Source organism: Halogeometricum sp. S3BR5-2 (assembly GCF_031624635.1).
Classification (GTDB): domain Archaea; phylum Halobacteriota; class Halobacteria; order Halobacteriales; family Haloferacaceae; genus Halogeometricum; species Halogeometricum luteum.
This window is the reverse complement of sequence record NZ_JAMQOQ010000001.1, coordinates 893,920-913,571: the sequence shown is the minus strand read 5'-3', so window position 1 is coordinate 913,571 and position 19,652 is coordinate 893,920. Positions and strand designations below refer to the sequence as shown.

Genomic DNA, 19,652 nt, shown 5'->3' with positions numbered 1-19,652 from the left:
ATCCATCACAAGATGTCGCGGCGGGAACGCGGGGGGCGTGTGTTAGTGGTGTTGCCCGATTCGCCGGACGAGAGCGAGTACTCCGCACTCGTCGAGTCGTTTCGGGCGGCGCTCGGAGCGCAGATCATCGTTCGACAGGGGCGGACGGCGACCGAGTACGTGTACGAACTGGGGCCGACCATCGACTGCGCCGTCTCGCTCTGTGACGACGACGACCTGGTCGAGTCGCTGGTGGACGCCGCCAACGGCGTTCCGATCGTCGTGTACGGCGAGACGCGGGTGCCGGGCGTCGACGAGGTCGTCTGCCCGACGAACGGCATCGAGTCGTTCACGCGGCGCGTCGCCGCCGTCGTCGAGGAGGACCTCCGCGAGAGCGAACTCGTCGACGCGAACAAGAAACTGACCGCGCTGAGCGTCCACGCCAGCGCCATCACCGGCTGCGAGTCGGTCTCGGAGGTGTGCGAAGAGACGCTCGACGCCGCCATCGAAGCGCTCGCGTTCACGTTCTGTACGGTCGCGCTGGTCGAGGACGACCGCATCGTCCCGCGCGCGTCGACGCTTCCACCCGAAGACGAGAATAGCTGCCGCGTCAGCGAGGGTATCGCCGGGCGGACCTACCGGACGCGCGAGACGCAGATCGTCGGCGACATCACTGCCGACGCGGACGCCCTCTTCTCGCCGACCCGGCGGTCGACGGTGAGCGTCCCGCTGGGGCCGTACGGCGTCGTCCAAGTCGTCTCCGACTCGCACTGCGCCTTCGACGAACACGACGCCGAGTTCCTCGAAATCCTCGCCGGCTACACGACCGAGGCGCTGGCGCGCCTCGACCGCGAGACGGCGCTCCGGGCGGAGCGCGACCGGCTTCACGCCTTCTTCGACAACCTCCCCGTGCCCGCCGTCTACGTCGAGGAGGAGACGCCGGACGGCCGCGTCCGCTGCGAGGTGAACCGCGCCTACGAGGAGACGTTCCAGCGGGGGCCGAACCGCTCGAACCCCTCCGTCGAGGCGGCGTTCCCGAACGAGACCGAGCGCCGACTGTTCGCCGACCACCTCTGGTCGGGCGACGCCGTCGCGGCGGAGGTCGACCGCGAGACGGTCGAGGGCGACTGCAAGACGCTCGAACTCACCATCGTTCCCGTTCCGAGTTCGGGGCCCGTCGGGTCGGCGTACGGCGTCTACAACCGCGACAGCCCGCGGCTGTCGGCCCGGTCCGAACTGTCCTAAACGTCCGTTAGAGTCAAACGGCGCGCCGCCGAACTGAGGCCCATGAGCGCCGACGCCGAACGCGGTCAACAACAGCGAACCGTCCGTTGTCTCATCGCCAAGGTCGGACTGGACGGCCACGACAGGGGGGCGCACGTCATCGCGCGCGCCTTCCGCGACGCCGGGTTCGAGGTCGTCTACTCCGGTCTCCACCGGGCGCCCGAGGAGATTGTGCAGGCCGCCGTGCAGGAGGACGTCGACGTGTTGGGTATCTCCATCCTCTCGGGGGCGCACAACACCCTCGTACCCAAGATTATCGACGGTCTGAAGGAGTACGACGCGTTCGAGGACACCCTCATCCTCGTCGGCGGCATCGTCCCGGACGAGGACCGCCCGAAACTGAAGGAGATGGGCGTCTCCGAGGTGTTCGGCCCCGGCACGCCGATGAAAGAGACCATCGAGTTCGTCCGGAACAACGCGCCCCGCCGCGACTGATGAGCCACGCCGAAGACCGAGGCGAGACGCGCACGGACGAACTCGTCTCGGACCTCCTCGACGGCAAGCACCGCGCCCTCGCGCGGGCCATCACGAAGATAGAGAACCGGAGTCCGGGCTACCGGGAGTTGGTCTCCCGCCTCCACGCGCACACCGGCGACGCGGACGTCATCGGAATCACGGGCAGTCCCGGCGCGGGCAAATCCACCCTGGTGGACAAACTGGCGAAGGCCTACCGGGAGGAGGGTCTCACCGTCGGCGTCATCGCCGTCGACCCCTCCTCGCCGTACACCGGCGGGGCCGTCCTCGGCGACCGCATCCGCATGGCCTCGAACGTGGGCGACATGGACGTGTTCTTCCGGTCGATGAGCGCCCGCGGCCAACTCGGCGGCCTCTCGACGGCCACCTCGGACGCGGTGAAGGCGCTGGACGCGTTCGGCAAGGACAAGATACTCGTCGAGACGGTGGGCGCCGGCCAGAACGAGGTGGACGTCGTCCGCACCGCCGACACCGTCACCGTTCTCGTCCAACCGGGCAGCGGCGACGACGTGCAGATGCTGAAGGCCGGAATCCTCGAAATCGGCGACGTGTTCGTCGTCAACAAGGCCGACATGGACGGCGTGAACCGAACGGTGGCCGAGTTAGAGGAGATGATACACCTGCGCGACAACCCCGGTGCGACGCTCGATTCGGGCCATCGTGGCGCGGGTCACCACGGCGTCGACGCGGGCCTCCCGGACGACGTCTCCGGGCACGGCGGGGCGGACGGGAGCGCGAACGGCGAACGCGGACACGGCGACGGCGCGGACGGAGACGGGGAGTCGGACGGCGCCGACAGCGCCGAGTGGGAACCGGCCGTCGTGGAGACGGTGGCGACCAGCGGCGACGGCGTCGACGAACTCGTGGAGACGCTGGCCGCCCACGCCGACTACCTCGCCGAGTCGGGGATGCGCGAGGAGAAGGCCCGCTCCCGGTACGCCGAGGAGATTCGACAACTGCTCCGCAACGACGCGAACGCGCTGTTGAAGGAGGAACTCGACCGACGCGGCGGCGCGGAGTCGCTGGCCGAGGCCGTCGCCGCCCGCGAGACGGACCCGTACGCCGTCGCCGACGAGGTGTTCGAACCCCTCCGCGACTGCGTCGAGTCGAAGCGAGAGGGGGAGTGAATCCCCCCAATAGGCTATAATATCTCCCACCCCTGTTCCAGGTATGAAGCTCAAGACCGTAGTCGGCGGAGTCGTCGCCGGCGTCGGCGCCGTCGCCGCCGCGAACGCCGTCCTCTCGCGTCGCGCGCCGCCCCTCGAACCGGCCCTGTCGGGCGAACAGCACACCTACCGCTGGCGCGGCATCGACGTCCGCTACGCCGAGGCGGGCGACGAGGACGCCCCGACGCTGGTGCTCCTGCACGGCGTCAACGCCGCCGCCTCGAACGGCGAGTTCCGCGAGGTGTTCGACGAACTGGCCGAGGACTACCACGTCGTCGCCCCCGACCTGCCCGGGTTCGGCACCTCCGACCGACCGCAACTGCGCTACTCGGCGGCGCTCTACGAGGACTTCGTCGGCGAGTTCGTCTCCGAATACGAAGAGCCCGCCGTCGTCGCCTCCTCGCTCACCGCCGCCTACCTCGTCGGCGCCGACCCGGACGTCTCGCGGATGATTCTCGTCTGTCCGACCGAACGCGGCGGCCCCGACCCGATGCAGTGGCTCCGCGAACTGATTCGGGCACCGCTCGTCGGCGAGGCCGTCTTCAACCTCCTCGGCTCGAAGCCGTCCATCCGCTACTTCAACGCCGACCACGGCTACGCCGACCCCTCACGCGTCTCCGAGGAGTGGATGGACTACGAGTGGCGCACCGCCCACCAGCCGAACGCGCGGTTCGCGCCGGCGTCGTTCATCAGCGGCTACCTCAACTCCGAGGTGGACTTCGAGTCCGCGCTGACGGAGACGGACGTGCCCGTGACGCTCGTCTGGGGTCGGGAGTCCGACCTCGTCCCCCTGAAGGACGGCCGCGAACTCGCGGAGGCGGCCGACTGCAAACTCGTCGTCTTCGACGACGCGAAACTCCTGCCGCACGTGGAGTTCCCCGAGCAGTTCCTCTCGACCGTTCGGGAAGAGATGGGCGTATCCGCGTAGCCCGACCGGCCGACCGGCCGGCCTCAGGACCTCCTCCGCTCCTCGCCGCGCGTCCGCGGTCCCTTCCGCTATTCTTCTCGGCGCCCGATGCCCGACAGCGACGCTCCGAGTGCGAGCAGAACGGCGCCGGACAGGACCCACCCGGCGAGTCGCTCGGCGGCGCCGCTCAGCGATTCCGTGCTCCCGCCCGCGTCGAGCAGATAGAGTTGCAACAGAAACAGCGCGATCAGGAGAAGCCCCGCGCCCGCGAACCCGGCCGTCAGCGTCGCTCGGGCCGTCCGCCGCGTGTAGAGGTACGCGGCCAACGCGCCGGCGAGGGCGAGCGAGAGAATCCCGAGGTTCGCCGACAGGTGGACCGCCAGCCAGAAGACGAACGGCAGGCCGAGTGCGACCAACACGCGACGGCGCTCGCTGACTGCAACGGCGTCGACGACGCGGCCCGCGCCGGCCCGAAGTGGAGAGCTCACGCCGACTCGACGGCTCTTGAGGGCAAAGCTGTTCGGACGACCGCACTCCGAGACGGCCGCTCGAAGGAGTCTCTCGGACCTGTGCGACCGAGTGCGGCGCGCGCGTCCCTGTCGATGGCCGCTACCGCGGCCGGAACACGACCACTGCGTCGCCGGTGTCGGGGTTCTCCGCCGTCCCGGCGCTCACGGAGAGACCCGTTTCGACATCGCCCTCCGACGCGTCGCGCAGGACGCCCGTCAGTCGCACGGCGCCGAACGACGCTATCGCGGTGAGGTACGGCGTCTGCCCGGCGAAGTCGGGGCCGGCGACGTGGACCTCGGTGTAGGTTTCGACGGTCCCCGCCTCCGGTAGCGGCGTCTCAGACAACTCCGTCGCGCCGCAGTGCGGGCAGGTCCGCCGCGGCGGGAGCGACCCGTGGCCCTCGGGGCATTCGAGATAGAACGCGTCGTCGGTTCCCAGTGCCGCGACCCACTCGTCGTAGCTCTGGTCGGTCATTCGGCCACCTCCAGCACGTGGACGACGGCGCTGGCGACGGTGCCGCCCGCGTTGTGCGTGACGCCGATTCGCGGGTCCGAGAGGGCGTCGCTGTTGACGTGGTCGCCGCGGAGCAGTTTCGCCATCTCGACTATCTGCGCCCCGCCGGTGGCGCCGACGGGGTGGCCCTTCGCCTTCAGACCGCCCGAGAGATTCACTGGCAAATCGCCGTCGCGGGTCGTCCGCCCCTCGCGCGCGGCCGAGATGCCCTCGCCGTGGTCGAACAGGCCGAGCGATTCCAGCGCCAGCACCTCGGCGATGGTGAAGCAGTCGTGTACCTCCGCGACGTCGACGTCGCCGGGGCCGATTCCCGCGTCGTCGTAGGCCGCTTCGGCCGCCGCCGTCGCCGCGGGCGTCCGCGAGAACGCCTCGCGGTCCTGCAGCGCCATCTTGTCGCCGCCCTGGCCGCTCCCGGCGACGCGGACGGGCGCGTCGAGTCCGTGCGCCTCGGCGTAGTCGTCGCTGACGAGGACGAGAGCGCTCGCGCCGTCGGTGATGGGGCAGGCGTCGAACAGGTGGAGCGGCGTCGCCACGGGCGGACTGTCCATCGCCTCCTCGACGGTCACCTCGCGGCGGTACTGCGCGAACTCGTTCGGGACGGCGTTGGCGTGGTTCTTCACCGCGATGTGCGCCAAGTCCTCGCGCGACCCGCCGTACTCCTCGAAGTACGCGCGGGCCATCAGGGCGTACGCGCCGGGGAACGTCATCCCGGCGCGCACCTCGAACAGTTCGTCCGCGGCGATAGCCAGCGACTCTGTCACCTCCGTCGTCGGGAGGTTCGTCATGCGCTCCATTCCGCCCGCGAGAAGCACGTCGTGTTCGCCCGCGCGGATGGCCTGCACGGCGTGCCTGACGGCCATCCCGGCCGAGGCGCACGCCGACTCGTGGCGCGTCGCGGGGCAGTCGAGGCCGGCGGCCTCGGCCATCAACGGACCCTGGTGGCCCTGTCGCTCGGCGAGGGCGCCCATGAAGTTCCCGTAGTGAAGCCCCTCGAACGCCTCGCGGGCGACGCCGGCGTCCTCGCGGGCCGCCAACGCGGCCTCCGCGAACAGGTCCCGTCCCGTCCGCTCCGGTTGCCGCCCGAACGGCGTGAGACCGACTCCGGCGATTCGAACGTCGTTCATGCACGAACGTAGGTGATAAACGACCTATGAACCTGCCGGACGCGGCGACCCGTCGGGCCGCCTCGGGCGCGCGCACGACTCGCATCGTCCTCCCCGCGAAAACCGGCCGGCGACGCGGGACACCCAAACGGTTAGTGTCCCCTCGGTGGACGTGCGCACATGACAGACTGGATCGGAGAGACGTTCACCAGCGACTTCGGGTGGGACCTCCTCGAATCGCTCGTCGACGTCGGCGACCGGATGGCCGGGTCGCCCGGCGAACGCGAGGCGATGGAACTGACGCGCGAGGCCTTCGAGGCGGCCGGCGCGCGCGACGCGCGCATCGACACCTTCGACATTCAGGGGTGGGAGCGCGGCGACAGCGCCGTCCGCGTCGACGGGACGACGCAGGACTGCATCGCCCTGCCGCGCAGTCCCTCGGAGACGGCGACGGGCGAGTTCGTCGACCTGGGTTACGGCCTGCCGGAGGACTTCGAGGACGACCTCTCGGGGAAGGTCGTGATGGTCTCCTCGACCGTCCCGGACCACTACGAGCGGTTCATCCACCGCCGCGAGAAGTACTACCACGCCGTCGAGGCGGGCGCCGCGGCGTTCGTCTTCGCCAACCACGTCGAGGGCTGTCTCCCCCCGACGGGCAGCGTCGGCACCGAGGAGGCGCCCGTCGGCGAGATACCCGCCGTCGGCGTCAGCAAGGAGGTGGGCGCCCGCCTCGTCCGGCGCTTCGAAGGCGCGGAGTTGACGGTGGAAGTGGACTGCGAGACGCCGGACGCCGAGAGCGGCAACGTCCACGCCGAACTCGGCCCCGACACCGAGGAGGAGGTGCTCGTCACCGGCCACCTCGACGCCCACGACATCGCGGAGGGGGCGTGGGACAACGGGTCCGGCACCGTGATGGCGGCCGAACTCGCGCGAATCCTCGCCGACCGGGAGGACGAACTCGACACGCGCGTCCGCTTCGTCGTCTTCGGCGCCGAGGAGGTCGGACTCGTCGGCTCCACCCACGAGTCCGAGCGGTTGGGCGCGGACAGGGCGAACGTGCGGGCCGTCGTCAACCACGACGGCGTCGTCTTCGGCCGGACGCTGAAGTTCGACTACCACGGCTTCGAGGAACTCGAAGCGGCCGCCGAGGCGGTCGGCGACCGGTTCGACCACCCGGTGTCGACGAACCCCGAACTCGTCCCGCACAGCGACCACTGGCCGTTCACCCGGTGGGGCGTGCCGGGCTACATGGTCTCCTGCGAGACGGAGGGGCGCGGCCGCGGGTGGGGGCACACGTTCGCGGACACCCTCGACAAACTGGAGGTGCGCAACCTCCGCGAGCAGGCGATTCTGCTGGCCGACCTCGTCGTCGACCTCTCCGACGAGGGGACCGAGATACCGCACAAGGAGGAGTCGGAGATGGCCGACCGACTCGAAGACGAGGACCTCGCGGCGGGGATGCGAATCACGGGCGACTGGCCGTACTGAGACGCCGCCGCCGACGGCCGCGGAGAGCGTCGAACCGCCGGGTCTTTTACCGCGCCGACTGTATCCCGACACGATGTCTCGAAGAGGCGCGCCGGAGGTCGGAGCGTGACTCGCGACGCGCCCGTCGTCGTCGTCCGCGGTGACGGGGACGCGGACGCCGCCGACGCCGTCGCGGACGCCGTGGCGGCCGCGGGCGGCGTCGTTCGTCGCGACGCGGGGAACGGGACGGGACGGGACCCGCACGACCGACCCGCGGGCGCCGGGAGTCCGACCGAACGGACCGGCGCGGGCGCGCGCCCCGACGCGGACGCCCTCTTCGCCGTCGGCGAGGACGCCCTCCTCTCCCTCGCCGCCGCGGACGTGTCGACGCCGATTCTCCCGGTCGACTGCGCCGTCGGCCGCCAGTCCGTCCCCCCCGAACGCGTCGGCGAGGCGGTTCGACGGCTCCGGGCGGGCGAGGGGCGGGTGGTCTCTCACCCCGCCCTCTCCGTCGCCGTCGACGGGGAGAGGGCGGGCACCGCGCTCGCCGACGTGACGCTGATGACCGACGCGCCGGCGCGCATCTCCGAGTACGCCATCTCGACGCCCGAAGAGCGGGTCGACTCGTTCCGCGCGGACGGCGTGGTGGTCGCTACGCCCCTCGGCAGCACCGGCTACGCCCGCGCGGCCGGCGGCCCGACGCTCGCTCCCGATACGGGCGTCGTCGCCGTCCCCATCGCTCCGTACACGACGCTGCCGGACTCGTGGGTGTTCCGCCTCCCGGTCGTCCTCTCGGTCGAACGCGACGAGGCGTCCGTCTCGCTCATCGTCGACGCCGAGGAGCGCCGACCGGTCCCGCCGCACGCCCCCGTCGAACTCTCCGTGGACGGTCACCTTCCCTTCCTCCGTCTCGGGGACGACTCGTAGCGCGGCGCCCTCGTGCGGGTGGCTCGCGGTGTCGACGCGAGGAGAACGGACCAGAGAGCGGACCGCCGTCGGCGCGCCCCGGGTTCAGATGAGGGCGTTCCAGACGGGGGCGATGACGAAGAAGAAGCTCTGGTACGCCGCGTACAGGAGCACGAGAACGGACGCTCCGAGCGCCGCCTTCGGCCGCTCCAGTTCGAGCGCCTTCGAGCGCGCCTCGACGCGGCGCGATTCGAACTCGAAGAAGTCCGTCAGGAACAGACCGAGCACGAGCACCGACAGCACCGCGCCCGGATGCGGGTCGATGAAGAGGAACAGGAACGACGCGAACACGAGGAGAAGCGTCGTCACGGTGTGCGGGAGGTACCGCGAGAGCGCTCCCTCTCCGTCGTCCTCGTCGGCCTGCTTGACGTGCGAGCGGTGCGCGAGTATCCGCGTCACCATGTTGACGAGGACCAGCACCACGATGGCGTACTTGAGCGCCGGTTCGATGGCGTCGATGCCATCGAGTGGGACGAGGAACTGTAGCGGTTGCATACCCCACTCTCCGTGTACGACTCATTAGAGTTTTTCCAATCTGACGCGCCCGCGGGGCGTCGCTCGCGGCGTTCGCGGACGCTCGCCGACGAGCGATGAGAGGAGAGGCGGCGTTACTGCGAGCGTCGGTCCCGGATGGCCGAACGCGCCTGCCGTCCGGCGGGGATGAGCAGCCAGAACGTCAGCGCACCGAGGAGCGCGAAGTAAAGGAACGCGTCCATCAGCGCGATGCCCATCGCGTCGAACAGCGTTCCGCTGCTCTCGGCGGACTCGATGAGTTGTTTGGTGCTCTCGAAACTGCTCGTTCGGTACCACCCGGCCAGCACCATCCAACCGAGACCCGAGGCGGTGAAGATACCGAGTCCCTTGATGAACTCGTCAGCCATTGTTGTCTGATGCTTCGTCGGAGTCCTCTTGAGACTTTCCCATTCCCCGAGCGCGAAAGCGCGTCCCGAGGGTGTACACCCCGGCGCCGAAGGCGATGCCGGCGAGTCCGACGACGGCCAGCGCCGTGCTCATCACGCCGTCGGCCACCGAGACGCCGACGAGCGACAGCGCTCCCGTCACGATCGCGCCGAGGAAGCTCACGTTCAGCGTCGCCGCGTCGAGGAACATGAAGCCGACGACGACGCTGCCGACGGCGATGAGCGTCGAGAAGACGGTCACCGTCTTGTAGAGTCGCATCGGGACGACCACGTCCCGGCGGCCGCCGCGGTTCCGGTTCCCGCTCCCGTCCCCGCGCTCGTTCCCGTCGCCGCTCGGGGTCGGTGCGGAGTCGACGCTCGTCCCGTCTCCGTCGGTCATCGACGAACGTTGGGACGGAGAGAAAAAGGGCCTTTCGCGACGCGGCGGGACCGCGCGGTCGTTCGAGGCTACTTCGGCGGTCGGAGCCGGTAGTAGCGTTTGTTGAGGTCGTACATGTACCCCTCGCGCATCGTCTTCAGGACGGCGTACGTGATGAAGCCGAAGACGATGGGCGCGAGGAACGTCAGGTCGAACAGCAGGTGGACGTTCCCCGGGAAGAGGTTCTTGATGGCCAGGATGCTGATGGTGAACGCGAAGACGACGCCGGCGACGCCGACGGCGGCCCAGAACGGCTGCTCGACGGGTCGACGCGCGCTCCCCTTGTTGAGGAACGGCACCATCGCGATGAACCCGACGACGACGCCGTTGGCGAGCACGCCGTACGTCCCGTCGGCCGTCAGCTTCGTCCCGCCGAGGATTGCCAGTTCAGGGTTGAGCGGACCGAGCTTCAACAGGCCGAACGACCAGTAGAGATACCAGTCGGGCAGGATGATGGCGGGGGTGGAACTCGGGTTCGCCGGCGCGCCGATGTGCATCGGCAGCGTCGCCGAGAGGAACAGCACCATCCCGGTGAAGAAGCTCGCGATGGCGAGGTTCCGGATGACCTCGTGGGGCCACGTCGGGAACGCGAGCACGTCGCGTTCGACGTAGTCGGAGGCCTGCCGCATGTCCTGGTCTTCGCGCCGGGAGCGCTCGAAGTACTCGTAGGTGAGTCGCGAGAGGCCCACCGTCCGCTCCTTGCGCTCGCGCCACGTCGGCGTCTCGTCGTCCGGCGCGACGATGCCACTTCCGTCCGCTTGGATGTCGTCGTCTGCGTCGTTGTTTTCTGTCATGGTTCGATCAGTGCGGCTCCGCGATGCCCTGCACCCACACGATGCCGATGTGGATGGCGATGAGCGTGGTCACGACGAACGGCAACAGGAAGACGTGTATGAGGTACATCCGTTGCAGCGTCGACTGGCTCAAGGAGAACCCGCCGAACAGTAGCTGCGCGACCCACTCGCCGATGAGCGGGACCGACAGCGACATCTCGACGCCGATCTGCCCCGCCCAGTATGCCAGCTGGTCCCACGGGAGCAGGTAGCCCGTGTACCCGAACACCATCGTCAGACTGATGAGGATGATGCCGAGCAGCCAGTTGAGTTCGCGCGGTTCCTTGTAGGCGCCGGTGAAGTACACGCGGAGCATGTGGAGGAACACGGCGGCGACCATCACCTGCGCGGACCACCGGTGGATGGAGCGCAGCATGAAGCCGAACTGCAGGTCGCGCATGATGAACGCGATGCTCTCGTAGGCGACGCTCCCGGCGGCCTCCGTGCCCGCCGCGGCCGACGGCGAGTAGTAGAAGCCGAGCAACGCGCCGCTGATTGCGGCGATGACGTAGGCGAGCGTCGAGAACAAGCCGAGCGTGTACAGGGGGTACCAGTACCAGAACTTGTTGTCGAGGTTGTACTGTTCGGTGTGGCTCTTCGGCATCTGGAGGTTGACCCGGTAGTAGAGGGTCTCCATCAGCTCCAGGTAGTCCACGATTCGGAACCGCTTGTCGAGCCAGATGAGTGTCGTGAGGAACGTGGACTCCACGGGAGTGAGGTCCTTCTCCTTCATCCAGCCCTTGTGGTCGTAGTCGTCTTTTCGTTCTAAGCTCATTGTTACCTCTTGTAGTACGGGTAGACGGCGCGCTTGACCTGGTCCCACGCTCCGGCGCCGAAGTCGGTGCCTTCCATCTGGTCCTCACGGATGTAGACGTCTTCCCACTTCCGACGCCGCTTCTTGACTATCACGACGTCCGGGAGGAACTCCTTGCGGTACAGCGCGAGGATGAACGCGAGGTCGATGAAGATGACGGCGAGGACGCCGCCGAGGAACATGTTCCCCGTGTCGGACAGCCCCCATCCGGAGACGAGGCCGAAGGTGAACATGAACACGAAGATGACCTCGATGATGGCCAGGAGGACGATAGCGATGGCCGCGGCGGTGCTCTCGCGGGCCGGTTCGTAGCGGTGGATGTCCCCGTAGGTGCTGCCGCTGGAGGACATCTATCCGTTCCTCCCCGTGCCCGTGTGCGCGGACTCGCCGTATTTCAGGATGTAGAACGTGAAGATGGCCGTCACGATGATCCCGAGAATGGTCGCAGCGCCGACCCAGTGGGCCTGAATCGGGACGCCCAGTTCCTCGAGTTCCTTCTCGCCGCCGCCCTCGCCGCTGCTCGGGTTCTCGACGACTTCGACGGTGCCGACCATCCCCGCCGTCTCGTGAGGGGCGCAGTGGTACTCGTAGGTGCCGAGCGTGCTGAACGTGTGCGTGTAGGTGAAGCCCTCGTTCTCGATTGGCTCGTGACCGGACCAGCTCGAACCCTCCGGCGTGCTGTCGGGGACGACGTTGTGGTTGTCCGACATCCAGACGAACTCCACGGTCGTGCCCGGCGCGATTTGGAGGGCCTCCTCGGTGCCGGGCGTGAAGACGAGGGAGCCGCCGGGGCCGACTTCGACCGTCTCCGACGCGCCGCCACCGCCGCCACCGCCGCCGCCGGTGCCGGTACCTGCCCCGGTGCCGGTACCTCCGGACCCGGTTCCTGTTCCTGCCCCTGTGGCGGTGCCGCCGCCACCCGACGTCGAAGTGCCCTCTTGGGCGGCCCCGACTCCGGCGGCGGCAGAGGCCGTCGCGGTCGCGGCAGGGACGCTTGCCGCTCTCAGAAAGTCCCGCCTTTTCATACAGAAAATTCTCAGGATGGAACGCGCTTAAACCCACCGACTCCCCCTGCCATCGGCCCGCTGTCGGCGTCTTAGTCCCGCGCGGCGCGAGCGTCTCAGGTCCCGCCAGGGCGGCCGTCGGCGCCGGAGTCGTCGGCCGCCTCGTCGGATTCGAGCGCCGCACCACTCGCGTCGTCGACGGGCACGAAGTCGGGTCGGCCGTGGTCGCGGACGGCCCGGAGTCGGTTGCGGTACTCCTCGGACCGGAAGCGGTCCGAGAGGCGGGCGTTCGCCACGACGAGGAACAGGAAGAACCCGACGAGCAGGAAGAACCCGGCGACGACGGGCGGAACGATGTTTATCTGCCTCCCCGAGGAGAACGGGATGAGGTCGGTGAACAGCCACAGTCCGACGAGGACGAGGCCGCCGAGAATCTGCCCGCCGGCGATTATCTGGAGGATGGTGTTGCCGAGTTCGCTCGAGTGTTCGACGACGGCGTCGGGGTCCGGCAGCCCGTGGTTCTCCGGCGGTTCCTGCACCTCGAAGTCCTCCATCGAACAGAGGACGAGCGAGGGCTGCACGTCGCGGTAGACGGTGCCCTCCCCCTCCAAGGAGCCGTCGGGGCCGACCAGCGCGTACCCCTCGTCCGAGTAGACCAACACGTGCGGTTCGCCGTCGACGGCGACGCGTTCGACGACGCCGAATATCTCCCGTCGGGCGACCCGACTCTTCAGTTCCTTCTCCAGTCGGACGAGCAGTTCCTCGCCGACGATCCACGAGTCGGGGTCGAACGCCGCCTCCCACTCCTCGGCGCTCATCTCCGCCATGTCCTCCGGGCCGAAGTCGTCGAAGTCGTACTTCTCCTCGACCTCACGGCGCAGGGCCGCCAGTTCGGCGTCCTCCGGGTCCGAGGGCGGCCGCTCCGCGTCGGCCGGTTCGTCCGGCGATTCGCTCATCGCCGGTGATTGGGCGTGAACCACCGTTAGGGTGACGGTCGGTTCCCGGCGTTCGGGAGAGATACTCGGGTGCGAGCGCCGTACGCCACCCCGGAGTCGGGCCACTTAGGCCGCTCGACCCCTAAGCCACGGCGATGGTATCCGAGTCGGCCATCGCGACGGTCGCCGCGCTGATGGTCACGGCCAGCTTTCCGTTCTACCTCTACGGGGCGTGGATCATCATCGAGGCCGAGACGGTGACGTGGGACGTGCTCGTCCGCCACCTCTCGTTCATCGTTCCCGGCCTCCTCCTCAACACGATACCCGTCGTCTTCTGGATGATTCCGCGCCTCTTCGTGCAACTCGGCGGCCTCTCGGCGCTCCACGCGGTGCTCGGCCTGCAGGCGTACGCGATGCTCACCTTCGCGCTGACCGGCATCGTCCGAATCTTCCAAGCGAAGCGCAACGCCGACCTCTACCACAACCCCGACCAGGAGATAGATTTGGACGACCTCCACGAGAACATGGGCGCCTGGCGCGGCCGCCTTCGTATCGGCGTCGTCGGCTACGTGCTGTTCTGGATTCTGGCGTGGTTCCTCGGCGCCTACCAGTACCTCGCCTCGTACGTGTTCTGAGGCCCGGGTCCGACCCCGCCGCTCACCGCTCGTCGCCTACCACGCCTCGCCGCTCGCCAGGTCGACCTCGCGGTCGACTTTCGACGACGGACAGACGTCTTCGAGGACGCAGTCGCCGCAGTCGGGGTTGCGAGCGGTGCAGACGGCCCGGCCGTGGCTGATGAACAGGTGCGTGAGCTGTTGCCAGTCCTTCTCGGGAACGACGGGCATGAGGTCCTCCTCGATTCGCTCGGGGCGCTCCTCCTCGGTGATTCCGAGGCGTCGCGAGAGTCGCTGGACGTGCGTGTCGACGACAATGCCCTCCACCACGTCGTGACCGTGCTGGAGGACGACGTTCGCCGTCTTCCGGCCGACGCCCGCGAGGTCGGTCAGTTCGCTCATCGTGTCCGGCACCTCCCCGTCGTGTTTCTCCACGATGTCGGCGGCCGCCGAGCGGATGTACTTCGCCTTGTTGTTGTAGTAGGTGATCGAACTGAGGTCCTCGGCGAGTTCCTCCTGGTCGGCCGCCGCGAACGCCTCGGCGGAGGGGTACTTCTCGAAGAGGTCGGCCGTCACCGAGTTCACCCGCTCGTCGGTGCACTGCGCCGACAGCACGACGGCGACCAGCAGTTCGAGACGGTTCGAGAAGTTCAGGGAGATGGTCGTGTCGGGGTACTCCTCGTAGAGTCGGTCGAGTATCTCTCGTACCTGCGCGTCGCGCGCGTCAAGCGGTGTTCCCATATCCGGCGATGGCGGCCCCCGGTGTTGAGTGGTTCGGGTCCGCGTCCGGCCCCCGTCGCTCACGACAGCGCGCGCCGCACCGCATCGAGAAATCGGTCCCGCGTGACCGGTTTGACCAGGTACGCGGCGACGTCGTCCTCGCCGACGTGGGCGTCGGGCCGGTAGGCGCTGACGACGACGACCGGCCGGTCGCCGTCGAGGCGTTCCAACACCTCGGGCCCCGAGAGCGCCGGCAACTGCCGGTCGAGGACGAGGGCGTCCGCGTCGTCCGCGGCGGCCAGCGCCGCCTTCCCGTCGAGCGCGGTGCGGACGGTAACACCCTCGCAGCCGGCCAGCCACACCTCGTACGTCCCCAGTAGGTCCGCGTCGTCCTCGACGACGAGGACGGTGCGGCCTTCCGGCTCCGAATCGTCACCCATTGGGCGGAGAGACGGCCGGTACGTTCAATAGCGTAGCGGTAACCCCCGGACCGGGATTCCTTATAGCTTCAGGCCCTTAGAACGGACCATGCACACGGGGCCTCCCGGAGGGGAAGACACCTCGGCCGAGCGGGTCATCTCCGAACCGGCGGAGATTCTCGAACGCGTCTCCGACGCGTTCTACGCCCTCGACGCCGAGTGGCGGTTCAGGTACGTCAACGAGCGGGCCACGGAGCTGCTCGACCGCTCCGAGGACGAACTGCTCGGCCGCTCGGTCTGGGAGGCGTTTCCGGAGGCGACCGAGACGGCCCTCTGGACGGAGTATCACGAGGCGATGGAGACGCAGGACCCGACCAGCTTCGAGCTCTACTACGAGTCGCTGGGCGGCTGGTTCGAGGTGAACGCGCACCCCTCCGAGACGGGGCTGTCCGTCTACTTCCGCGACGTCACCGCCGAGAAGGAGCGCGAGCGGCGGTTGGCGGAGACGCGTCGGCGCTACCGGACGCTCGTCGACAACTTCCCCAACGGGTCGGTCGCCCTCTTCGATCACGACCTGCGGCTTCTCGTCACCGGCGGGGACGCCGAGAAACTGGACGGCGTCCGGCCCGAGCGTCTGTCGGCCTTCGAGCGGGACGAACTGGCCGGAGAGCGGCTCTCCGATATCGTCCAACCGGAGGCGTTCGAGGAGATAGAACCGCACTACCGCGCCACCCTCGACGGGGAGACGCGGACGTTCCTGCTCCCCATCGGCGACCGGATGCACCGCGTACGGACGGCCCCGGTTCGGGGGGACGACGACGTGCTCGCCGGTCTCGCCATCTCCCAGGACGTCACCGGGCGGTTCGAGAAACAGCGGGAACTGGAGGCCCGCTCGCACCAACAGGAGGTCGTCGCCGAACTCGGGCGGTTGGCGCTGGAGCACCCGCCCCTGGACGACCTGTTCGACCGAGCGACCGAGGCCGTCGCGGAGACGCTCGACAACGACTACTGCAAGGTGTTGGATCTCACCGACGACGGTCGAGAACTGTTCCTCCGCTCCGGCGTCGGCTGGAAGCTGGGGCACGTCGGCGAGGCGTCCGTCGCCAACGACGAGAGCACGCAGGCCGGCTACACCCTGCTCTCGGCGGACCCCGTCGTCGTCGACGACCTGAGCGCGGAGACGCGCTTCTCCGGACCGGACCTCCTCGTCGACCACGGCGTCGTGAGCGGCATCAGCACGATAATCGGTCCCGTCGACGACCCGTGGGGTATCCTCGGCACCCACGACACCGAGGAACGGTCGTTCACGGAGTACGACGTGGACTTCGTCCAGAGCGTCGCCAACATCCTCGCGACGGCCATCGACCACCGCGACTCCGAGCGCGAGCGCCGGGCCCAGCGCGAGCAGTTGGCGGCGCTGAACGATCTGAACTCGCTCGTCCAGCAGATATCCGAGTCGGCGGTGAGGCAGTCGAGCCGCGAGGAGATAGAACGGCTCCTCTGCGAGACGCTGGCCGCCTCCGACTCCTACGTGTTCGCGTGGATCGGCGAGGCCGACGAGTCGACCGGCGAGATCCGCTGTCGGTGCGAATCGGGCGTCGAGAACTACCTCTCGAATATCGCGCTGTCGCTCGACGGCCCCGGTCGGGACGGACCGACGGCGCAGGCGCTTCTCACCGGGGAGACGCAAGTCGTCCAAGACGTCGACGAGAGCGCGAACTACGCCTCCTGGCGCGACCACGCGCGGACGTACGGCTACCGGTCGTCGGCGGCCATCCCCATCGCGTTCGGGGACGACCGGTACGGCGTCCTGAACGTCTACTCCGAGCGCCCCGGCGCGTTCGGCGCCGAGGAGCGGACGGCGCTCTCGCGCCTCGGCACCATCGTGGGCCACGCGCTCCGGTCGGTCGAGCGGGACCGACAGCTCCGCGAGAGCGAGAAACGCTACCGGACGCTCGCGGAGAACGTCCCGAACGGCGCCGTCGCTCTCGTCGACACCGACCTCACCTACCTCCTCGCCGCGGGGTCGAACTTCGACCGGGTCGACGTCGACCCGTCGGACATCGAGGGCCGACACGTCGAGGATATCTCGTTCGCCCCGGTGGCGGTGCGCGACCGGGTGAACGACGCCTTGCGAACGGCGCTGGCGGGCGAGACGACGACCATTCGGGTGGAGTTCGAGGGGCGGACGATAGAGTACCGGACGGTGCCCGTCTACGACGACGACGGGGAGGTCCGCGCCGCGATGTCGCTCTCGCAGGACATCACCGAACGCGTCCGCCGCGAGGAGGAGTTAGAGCACGAGCGCGAGCGGTTGGAACTGATGAACCGACTCATCCGGCACAACCTCCTCAACAGCCTCAACGTCGTCGACGCGCGTCTGGAGTTCGTCGAGGAGAAGGTCGACGACAGCGTCGCGGAGCACCTGGCGACGGCGCGCAAGCGGACCGACTCGATGATCGAACTCGTCCAGACCATCCGTTCTCTGATGAACGCCATCGTCGAGTCCGACGAGGTCGCCCTCGAACCCATCTCCCTCGACGAGGCGATCAGATCGACGATAACGGCCACGCGGGAACTGTTCCCCGAAGCGGAACTCGTCTACGAGGGGCCGTCCGACGTCGCCGTCTGCGCGAACGAACTGCTGGACGAGGTGATAGAGAACCTCCTCGTCAACGCCGTCCAGCACAACGACAAACCGACGCCGCGAGTGACCGCCGACGCCGAAGTCGGCGAGGAGACGGTGACGCTCGTGGTGGCGGACAACGGTCCCGGCGTCGACCCCGACCTCGAATCGCGCATCTTCGAGAAGGGCGCGAAGGGGTTCGAGAGCCCCGGAACCGGGTTCGGACTCCACCTCGTCCGGGAGATAGTCGAGGCGTACGGCGGCGACGTCTCCGTGACGAACCGACCCGAGGGCGGGGCGGCGTTCCGCGTGGTGCTCCCGCGGGCGAGCGAGGACCCCGAGGACGCCGACGCCGAATCCGACGCCGACACCGAGTCCGAATCCGACGCCGACGCCGAGTCCGAATCCGGGTCGGAGTCCGAGTCCGCCTCCGGGGCGGGCAGTTAAGTCCCCGCCCGCGGAACCGGTCGGTATGGTAGACACCGACGCGCCCCCGTGGCGGGCCGCACTCGGGACGTTCGCCGGCTACGGCGGGATTCTCTTGCTGATGTTCGTCGTCCTGTTTCTCGTGCCGTACGCCGTCGTCAGCGTTCTGTGAACGCCGCGGGGGGAGAGGGTAGCAGAAGCGAAACCGAAATCAGAATCAGGTCCGCGCGAAAATAGGGTTCGAGCGAGTGCTCTTGGCCCGACTACGCGAACGCGCGGGAGGCGTCGGCGTCGTCGTCGGCCTCGGCCTGAATCTTCTCCCAGGCGGAGACGAAGTCGTTCATGTATATCTCCGTGCGGTCGTCGCGGATGGCGAACATCCCCGCCTCGGTGCAGATGGCCTTCACGTCGGCGCCGGAGGCCTCGTCGGCCATCTCGGCGAGTCGCGCGAAGTCCACGTCGTCGGCGACGTTCATGTTCCGCGTGTGGATCTGGAAGATTATCTCGCGGCCCTCCATGTTGGGCTTGGGCACCTCGATGAGGCGGTCGAAGCGACCCGGCCGGAGGATGGCGGGGTCGAGCATGTCGAAGCGGTTCGTCGCCGCGATGATGCGGACGTCGCCGCGTTCGTCGAAGCCGTCCATCTCGGAGAGCAGTTGCATCATCGTCCGCTGGACCTCCGCGTCGCCGGACGTCTTCGAGTCCGTACGCTTCGAGGCGATGGCGTCTATCTCGTCGATGAAGAGGACGGCGGGTTCGTTCTCGCGGGCCACCTCGAAGAGGTCGCGGACGAGTTTCGCCCCCTCGCCGATGAACTTGTGGACGAGTTCGGAGCCGGCCATCTTGATGAACGTCGCGTCGGTCTGATTGGCGACGGCCTTCGCCAGCATCGTCTTCCCGGTGCCCGGCGGGCCGTAGAGGAGAACGCCCGACGGGGGCTGGATGCCGACTTTCTCGAACATCTCGGGGGATTTCAGCGGCATCTCGACGGTCTCTCGGACCTCGTTCATCTGCTCTTCGAGGCCGCCGATGTCGGCGTACGTGACGTCGGGGCTGTGCTCGACCTGCATGACCCGAGCGCGCACGTCGGTTTCGTTGTCGAGTCGCTTGACGATAGAGAGGGAGTTGTTGACGGCCACGCGGGAGTCGGGCTCCAACTCCTCGCGCAGTTCGTCGGTGACCTCCGTGAGAGCCTCTTGGTTGTTGCCGTGCTGCTTGATGATGACGCCCTCGTCCGTTACCTCTTGGACGGTGGCGACGAACAGGGGCGACTGCTTGAGCTTCTTGTTCTCGTGTGTGAGTCGCTCCAACTTCTGCTGGTACTTGTTGTTCTCAGCGTTCGCGTCCAGCAACTTGTCTCGCATCTCTTCGTTCTGAGATTCGAGAACGTCGAGGCGCTCTTGGAGCGCCTGAATTTTCTCCTGCTGCGACGCCGCATCCTCTTCGTAGGGAAGGTCGACGTCGTCCACAGTGTCGGTCATCGTCTGCTGTAGGGTAGCGTTTCATAAGAGGCTTCGGGTAGCCGGCCTTTCTGACCATCTCGCGGCCGATATC

The 19,652-nt window shown here is 68.3% G+C and carries 23 protein-coding genes; 9 read left to right on the top strand and 14 right to left on the bottom strand.

The genetic code is table 11. The features are described from left to right. Positions 1 to 45: 45 nt before the first annotated feature. The 4 genes from NDI79_RS04725 to NDI79_RS04710 are packed head-to-tail and all read left to right on the top strand — an operon-like array spanning position 46 to position 3,831. Positions 46 to 1,224: a GAF domain-containing protein gene (locus NDI79_RS04725; RefSeq protein ID WP_310927286.1), complete on the top strand. Its 1,179-nt coding sequence runs from the start codon at positions 46 to 48 to the stop codon at positions 1,222 to 1,224. Positions 1,225 to 1,266: 42 nt separating this feature from the next. Then, on the top strand, positions 1,267 to 1,698 hold the full coding sequence (locus NDI79_RS04720) for a cobalamin B12-binding domain-containing protein (protein WP_008389282.1): 432 nt from the start codon (positions 1,267 to 1,269) through the stop codon (positions 1,696 to 1,698). Then, positions 1,698 to 2,864, top strand: a complete 1,167-nt coding sequence (gene meaB, locus NDI79_RS04715; protein ID WP_310927284.1) for a methylmalonyl Co-A mutase-associated GTPase MeaB — start codon at positions 1,698 to 1,700, stop codon at positions 2,862 to 2,864. The genes NDI79_RS04720 and meaB overlap by 1 nt, the downstream gene beginning before the upstream one ends. Before the next feature lie 43 nt (positions 2,865 to 2,907). Continuing rightward, positions 2,908 to 3,831, top strand: a complete 924-nt coding sequence (locus tag NDI79_RS04710) for an alpha/beta fold hydrolase (RefSeq protein WP_310927283.1) — start codon at positions 2,908 to 2,910, stop codon at positions 3,829 to 3,831. Between the two features lie 68 nt (positions 3,832 to 3,899). Here NDI79_RS04710 and NDI79_RS04705 read toward each other — a convergent pair whose 3' ends face one another. The 3 genes from NDI79_RS04705 to NDI79_RS04695 all read right to left on the bottom strand — a co-directional run bounded on the left by NDI79_RS04705 (position 3,900) and on the right by NDI79_RS04695 (position 5,957). Next, positions 3,900 to 4,298, bottom strand: a complete 399-nt coding sequence (locus NDI79_RS04705; RefSeq protein WP_310927282.1) for a hypothetical protein — start codon at positions 4,296 to 4,298, stop codon at positions 3,900 to 3,902. A 121-nt stretch (positions 4,299 to 4,419) separates the two neighbouring features. Then, complete coding sequence (locus NDI79_RS04700) at positions 4,420 to 4,794, bottom strand: Zn-ribbon domain-containing OB-fold protein (RefSeq protein WP_310927281.1); 375 nt, start codon at positions 4,792 to 4,794, stop codon at positions 4,420 to 4,422. Further along, on the bottom strand, positions 4,791 to 5,957 hold the full coding sequence (locus NDI79_RS04695; RefSeq protein WP_310927280.1) for a thiolase domain-containing protein: 1,167 nt from the start codon (positions 5,955 to 5,957) through the stop codon (positions 4,791 to 4,793). Before NDI79_RS04695 ends, NDI79_RS04700 begins: the two co-directional genes overlap by 4 nt. A gap of 159 nt (positions 5,958 to 6,116) precedes the next feature. On the opposite strand from NDI79_RS04695, the gene NDI79_RS04690 reads away from it, so the two are divergent. Beyond that, the gene (locus NDI79_RS04690) at positions 6,117 to 7,424 is read left to right on the top strand and encodes a M28 family peptidase (RefSeq protein ID WP_310927279.1); all 1,308 of its coding nucleotides are present in this window, start codon (positions 6,117 to 6,119) and stop codon (positions 7,422 to 7,424) included. A 105-nt stretch (positions 7,425 to 7,529) separates the two neighbouring features. Continuing rightward, entirely contained in the window at positions 7,530 to 8,330 is an 801-nt protein-coding gene (locus NDI79_RS04685; RefSeq protein WP_310927278.1) for an NAD(+)/NADH kinase, read from the top strand. An 84-nt stretch (positions 8,331 to 8,414) separates the two neighbouring features. Here NDI79_RS04685 and NDI79_RS04680 read toward each other — a convergent pair whose 3' ends face one another. From NDI79_RS04680 to NDI79_RS04645, 8 genes are all read right to left on the bottom strand, one after another. Beyond that, positions 8,415 to 8,864: a DUF7313 family protein gene (locus NDI79_RS04680; protein WP_310927277.1), complete on the bottom strand. Its 450-nt coding sequence runs from the start codon at positions 8,862 to 8,864 to the stop codon at positions 8,415 to 8,417. Positions 8,865 to 8,977: 113 nt separating this feature from the next. Further along, positions 8,978 to 9,250: a DUF7314 family protein gene (locus NDI79_RS04675; protein WP_310927276.1), complete on the bottom strand. Its 273-nt coding sequence runs from the start codon at positions 9,248 to 9,250 to the stop codon at positions 8,978 to 8,980. Further along, positions 9,243 to 9,668, bottom strand: a complete 426-nt coding sequence (locus NDI79_RS04670) for a DUF7315 family membrane protein (RefSeq protein WP_425499568.1) — start codon at positions 9,666 to 9,668, stop codon at positions 9,243 to 9,245. The genes NDI79_RS04675 and NDI79_RS04670 overlap by 8 nt, the downstream gene beginning before the upstream one ends. 68 nt (positions 9,669 to 9,736) lie before the next feature. Then, positions 9,737 to 10,501, bottom strand: a complete 765-nt coding sequence (locus NDI79_RS04665; protein WP_310927275.1) for a cytochrome b family protein — start codon at positions 10,499 to 10,501, stop codon at positions 9,737 to 9,739. 7 nt (positions 10,502 to 10,508) lie between these two features. Further along, entirely contained in the window at positions 10,509 to 11,315 is an 807-nt protein-coding gene (locus NDI79_RS04660; protein WP_310927274.1) for a cytochrome b, read from the bottom strand. 2 nt (positions 11,316 to 11,317) lie between these two features. Then, on the bottom strand, positions 11,318 to 11,704 hold the full coding sequence (locus tag NDI79_RS04655; RefSeq protein WP_310927273.1) for a DUF7318 family protein: 387 nt from the start codon (positions 11,702 to 11,704) through the stop codon (positions 11,318 to 11,320). Further along, a complete protein-coding gene (locus tag NDI79_RS04650) occupies positions 11,705 to 12,379 on the bottom strand; it encodes a plastocyanin/azurin family copper-binding protein (protein WP_310927272.1) in 675 nt (224 codons plus the stop codon). Between the two features lie 95 nt (positions 12,380 to 12,474). Beyond that, complete coding sequence (locus tag NDI79_RS04645; protein ID WP_310927271.1) at positions 12,475 to 13,314, bottom strand: DUF7319 domain-containing protein; 840 nt, start codon at positions 13,312 to 13,314, stop codon at positions 12,475 to 12,477. Between the two features lie 134 nt (positions 13,315 to 13,448). Here NDI79_RS04645 and NDI79_RS04640 point away from each other — a divergent pair, with 134 nt between their 5' ends. Next, a complete protein-coding gene (locus NDI79_RS04640) occupies positions 13,449 to 13,928 on the top strand; it encodes a DUF7321 family protein (protein ID WP_310927270.1) in 480 nt (159 codons plus the stop codon). A gap of 36 nt (positions 13,929 to 13,964) precedes the next feature. Here NDI79_RS04640 and nth read toward each other — a convergent pair whose 3' ends face one another. Then, entirely contained in the window at positions 13,965 to 14,648 is a 684-nt protein-coding gene (gene nth / locus NDI79_RS04635; protein ID WP_310927269.1) for an endonuclease III, read from the bottom strand. Between the two features lie 59 nt (positions 14,649 to 14,707). Continuing rightward, positions 14,708 to 15,067, bottom strand: coding sequence for a response regulator (locus NDI79_RS04630; RefSeq protein ID WP_310927268.1), 360 nt, complete (start codon positions 15,065 to 15,067; stop codon positions 14,708 to 14,710). Positions 15,068 to 15,155: 88 nt separating this feature from the next. Between NDI79_RS04630 and NDI79_RS04625 the strand changes: the two genes are divergently transcribed. Further along, positions 15,156 to 18,119 carry a PAS domain-containing protein gene (locus NDI79_RS04625; protein ID WP_310927267.1) on the top strand — a complete coding sequence of 988 codons (2,964 nt, stop codon included), beginning with the start codon at positions 15,156 to 15,158 and terminating at the stop codon, positions 18,117 to 18,119. Positions 18,120 to 18,144: 25 nt separating this feature from the next. Next, a complete protein-coding gene (locus NDI79_RS04620) occupies positions 18,145 to 18,270 on the top strand; it encodes a hypothetical protein (RefSeq protein ID WP_310927266.1) in 126 nt (41 codons plus the stop codon). A 91-nt stretch (positions 18,271 to 18,361) separates the two neighbouring features. Here the strand turns inward: NDI79_RS04620 and pan1 are convergent, their stop codons facing one another. Beyond that, a complete protein-coding gene (gene pan1 / locus NDI79_RS04615) occupies positions 18,362 to 19,579 on the bottom strand; it encodes a proteasome-activating nucleotidase Pan1 (RefSeq protein WP_310927265.1) in 1,218 nt (405 codons plus the stop codon). Positions 19,580 to 19,652: the final 73 nt, after the last annotated feature.

Bases quoted from the DNA above. Each gene is read 5' to 3' on its own strand.
- NDI79_RS04720 (WP_008389282.1), top strand. From the start codon at position 1,267: ATGAGCGCCGACGCCGAACGCGGTCAACAACAGCGAACCGTCCGTTGT.
- meaB (WP_310927284.1), top strand. From the start codon at position 1,698: ATGAGCCACGCCGAAGACCGAGGCGAGACGCGCACGGACGAACTCGTC.
- NDI79_RS04710 (WP_310927283.1), top strand. From the start codon at position 2,908: ATGAAGCTCAAGACCGTAGTCGGCGGAGTCGTCGCCGGCGTCGGCGCC.
- NDI79_RS04700 (WP_310927281.1), bottom strand. From the start codon at position 4,794: ATGACCGACCAGAGCTACGACGAGTGGGTCGCGGCACTGGGAACCGAC.
- NDI79_RS04695 (WP_310927280.1), bottom strand. From the start codon at position 5,957: ATGAACGACGTTCGAATCGCCGGAGTCGGTCTCACGCCGTTCGGGCGG.
- NDI79_RS04690 (WP_310927279.1), top strand. From the start codon at position 6,117: ATGACAGACTGGATCGGAGAGACGTTCACCAGCGACTTCGGGTGGGAC.
- NDI79_RS04680 (WP_310927277.1), bottom strand. From the start codon at position 8,864: ATGCAACCGCTACAGTTCCTCGTCCCACTCGATGGCATCGACGCCATC.
- NDI79_RS04675 (WP_310927276.1), bottom strand. From the start codon at position 9,250: ATGGCTGACGAGTTCATCAAGGGACTCGGTATCTTCACCGCCTCGGGT.
- NDI79_RS04670 (WP_425499568.1), bottom strand. From the start codon at position 9,668: ATGACCGACGGAGACGGGACGAGCGTCGACTCCGCACCGACCCCGAGC.
- NDI79_RS04665 (WP_310927275.1), bottom strand. From the start codon at position 10,501: ATGACAGAAAACAACGACGCAGACGACGACATCCAAGCGGACGGAAGT.
- NDI79_RS04660 (WP_310927274.1), bottom strand. From the start codon at position 11,315: ATGAGCTTAGAACGAAAAGACGACTACGACCACAAGGGCTGGATGAAG.
- NDI79_RS04655 (WP_310927273.1), bottom strand. From the start codon at position 11,704: ATGTCCTCCAGCGGCAGCACCTACGGGGACATCCACCGCTACGAACCG.
- NDI79_RS04650 (WP_310927272.1), bottom strand. From the start codon at position 12,379: ATGAAAAGGCGGGACTTTCTGAGAGCGGCAAGCGTCCCTGCCGCGACC.
- NDI79_RS04645 (WP_310927271.1), bottom strand. From the start codon at position 13,314: ATGAGCGAATCGCCGGACGAACCGGCCGACGCGGAGCGGCCGCCCTCG.
- NDI79_RS04640 (WP_310927270.1), top strand. From the start codon at position 13,449: ATGGTATCCGAGTCGGCCATCGCGACGGTCGCCGCGCTGATGGTCACG.
- nth (WP_310927269.1), bottom strand. From the start codon at position 14,648: ATGGGAACACCGCTTGACGCGCGCGACGCGCAGGTACGAGAGATACTC.
- NDI79_RS04630 (WP_310927268.1), bottom strand. From the start codon at position 15,067: ATGGGTGACGATTCGGAGCCGGAAGGCCGCACCGTCCTCGTCGTCGAG.
- NDI79_RS04625 (WP_310927267.1), top strand. From the start codon at position 15,156: ATGCACACGGGGCCTCCCGGAGGGGAAGACACCTCGGCCGAGCGGGTC.
- NDI79_RS04620 (WP_310927266.1), top strand. From the start codon at position 18,145: ATGGTAGACACCGACGCGCCCCCGTGGCGGGCCGCACTCGGGACGTTC.
- pan1 (WP_310927265.1), bottom strand. From the start codon at position 19,579: ATGACCGACACTGTGGACGACGTCGACCTTCCCTACGAAGAGGATGCG.